A 2,548-nucleotide genomic window follows, 5' to 3' on the forward strand; every position below is an offset into this window, starting at 1 on the left:
GGAGGCGCTGGCGCAGGAATGGGCGGCGCGCTTCCACCGCGCGCGCGGCCTGCCGGCCCTGGCCGCCGGCTACGTGCGGGGCGCGCGGGACGCCTATCTGCGCTGGGGCGCCACGGCCAAGGTGCATGGCATGGAGCAGTTGCACCGTGAACTGATGCAGGGCGAGCCGCTGCCGGCGGCGCTGCCGCAGCCCGCCGATGCCGCGCTGGACCTGGCCAGCCTGGTCCGCACCTCGCAGGCCGTGTCAGGGGAGGTCGGGCTGACCGCGCTGATCCAGACCCTGATGACCACGGTGCTGGAACATGCGGGCGCGAGCCGGGGCCTGCTGATCCTGCCGCGTTCCGGCGCCCTGCGGCTGGCTGCCGAGGCGGGCGTGGGGCCGGGCGGCGTCGAGGTGACGCTGCCGGACAGCGTGCTGGCGGAAGATGCCGCGCCGCTCTCGATCCTTGGCCATGTCCTGCAGACGCATGACGCCGTGCTGATCGGCGATGGCAGGCAGCCGCATGCCTTTTCCGACGATCCCGCCTTCACGCTGCGTGCAACCCGCTCGATCCTCTGCCTGCCGCTGCTGCGGCAAGGCAAGCTGGCCGGCCTGCTGTTCCTGGAGAACAGGCTGGCGCCGCATGTCTTCACCGAGGCACGCCTGGCGGTGCTGCGGTTGCTGGCCTCCCAGGCGGCCATCTCTCTGGAGAATGCCCTGCTGGAGGAGAAGGAAGCACTGCTGAAGGAGATGCACCACCGGGTGAAGAACAACCTGCAGCTCATCAGCAGCCTGCTGAACCTGCAGGCCTCGCGCATCGAGGACCCGCGCATCGCCAGCCTTTTCACCGACAGCCGCGACCGCGTGCGCTCGATGGCGCTGGTGCATGAGAACCTCTACCGCACCGGGAATTACGCGCGGGTCTCGATGCGCCGGCACCTCGGCAGCCTTTGCGCGCAGTTGCAGCGTGCCCAAAGGCTTCCGGGCCGGGACATCATCCTGCGGACCGAGCTGGCGGACCTGCATCTCGATATCGACAAGGCCGTATCCTGCGGCCTGATCGTGAATGAGTTGGTTTCCAACGCCTTCAAGCATGGCTTCGGCGGGCGCCAGACCGGGCAGGTGGAGGTTGTGCTGGAACAGCCCGCGCCGGGCCAGGGTCGCCTGGCGGTGCGTGACGACGGCGCCGGCTTCGGCGCCGCCGGCGTGCCACCGCTGGAGCATGCCACCAGCCTGGGCCTGCAGCTTGTCAGCGACCTCGTCCACCAATTGCGCGGCGAGATCGCGATCACGACCACACCGGACACGCGCTTCACGGTGACCTTTCCGCTGGGCTAGCGCATCTCCGCCGGGCATCGTCACCCGGCCAGGTGGTTCCACCTGGCCGGAATCTGCTCTAGCGGTCGGCCGCCCGCATGCTCAGCAGGTCGGCGGCCCGAACCAGATCGGCCAGGGTGCGCAGCTGCATCTTGCGCATGATCTGCACGCGGTGGCCCTTCACCGTCGGTTCGGAAATGCCGATCTGCCCCGCGATCTGCTTGTTCATCTGCCCGGCGACCACCAGCGACATCACCTCGCGCTCCCGCGGCGACAGCGTCTCATAGGCATGGCGGACGGCGTCGCGCGCCTGGCGCCGCTGGCGGCGCCGCGCGTTCTCGGTGATGGCCCGGTGGATGGCATCCAGCAGGTCCTGGTGCCGCACCGGCTTGGTGAAGAAGTCGAAGGCGCCGGCCTTCATGGCGTGCACGGCCATCATGACATCCGCGTGGCCGCTGATGAAGATCACCGGCATGTCCAGGCCGGCCTGCAGCAGGTCGGCGAAGAAGTCCAGGCCGCTGCGCCCGGGCAGCCGCACATCCAGCACCAGGCAGCCGCCTTCGTCGCGCTGCGCCGAAGCCAGGAAAGCCTGGGGGGAAGCGAAGAGGGCCGGGCGCAGCCCGACCGACAGCAGCAACTCGCCCATGGCCTCCAGCACATCGGGATCGTCATCGATGACATGGACGCAGTGCGCCATCGCGGGCTCAGGCGGTGGTGCGATCGCTTGGCCCATGCTTCGCTTCCGGCAGGGTGATCTGGAAGGCGCATCCGCTCGGGCTGCGCGGCCGCATGCCGATCTGCCCGCCATGCGCGTCCAGGATCGAGCGGCAGATGGACAGGCCCAGCCCCATGCCGCCCGGCTTGGTGGTGAACAGCGGGTCGAAGATCCGCGCCACGATGTCCTCCGCGATGCCGGGGCCGGTATCGGCCACGGTGACCGTGACCTGGCCCTGCGCCGGCTGGGCGGCCACCTCGATGCAGCCATCCGGCGCAGCTTCCCCCAGGGCCTCGCGCGCGTTCAAGACCAGATTCATCAAGACCTGTTGCAGTTGCACCCGGTCGCCCCGCACCATGGGCAATGCCGGCGCCAGGCTGGTGCGCAGCGTGATGCCGGCCCGCTGCAACTCGCCCTGCATCAGGACCAGCACGTCCTGAATGGCGGAACGCAGGTCCAGCGGCGCCATGCTGGCTGCCTCGTTGCGGGCCAGCGCGCGGATGCTGGCGATCACCTCCGAGGCGCGGGAGCCGTTG

General features: G+C 69.7%; 3 protein-coding genes. 1 reads left to right on the forward strand and 2 read right to left on the reverse strand.

Annotated elements, in window-relative coordinates:
- Positions 1–1,318: sensor histidine kinase (locus IBL25_RS25640; RefSeq protein WP_187781274.1), on the forward strand; the 1,318-nt coding region annotated here is incomplete at its 5' end.
- A gap of 58 nt (positions 1,319–1,376) precedes the next feature.
- On the opposite strand, the gene IBL25_RS25645 is transcribed toward IBL25_RS25640, so the two are convergent.
- Entirely contained in the window at positions 1,377–2,030 is a 654-nt protein-coding gene (locus tag IBL25_RS25645) for a response regulator transcription factor (RefSeq protein ID WP_202986890.1), read from the reverse strand.
- The coding region (locus IBL25_RS25650; RefSeq protein ID WP_238940669.1) for a sensor histidine kinase at positions 2,002–2,548 on the reverse strand (547 nt) is incomplete at its 5' end. The genes IBL25_RS25645 and IBL25_RS25650, both read right to left, overlap by 29 nt.

Source organism: Pseudoroseomonas ludipueritiae, from assembly GCF_014490445.1.
Taxonomy (GTDB): Bacteria; Pseudomonadota; Alphaproteobacteria; order Acetobacterales; family Acetobacteraceae; genus Pseudoroseomonas; species Pseudoroseomonas ludipueritiae.

What these genes read in the sequence shown, in the direction of transcription:
- IBL25_RS25645 (WP_202986890.1), bottom strand. Translation starts at nt 2,030, where the DNA reads ATGGGCCAAGCGATCGCACCACCGCCTGAGCCCGCGATGGCGCACTGC.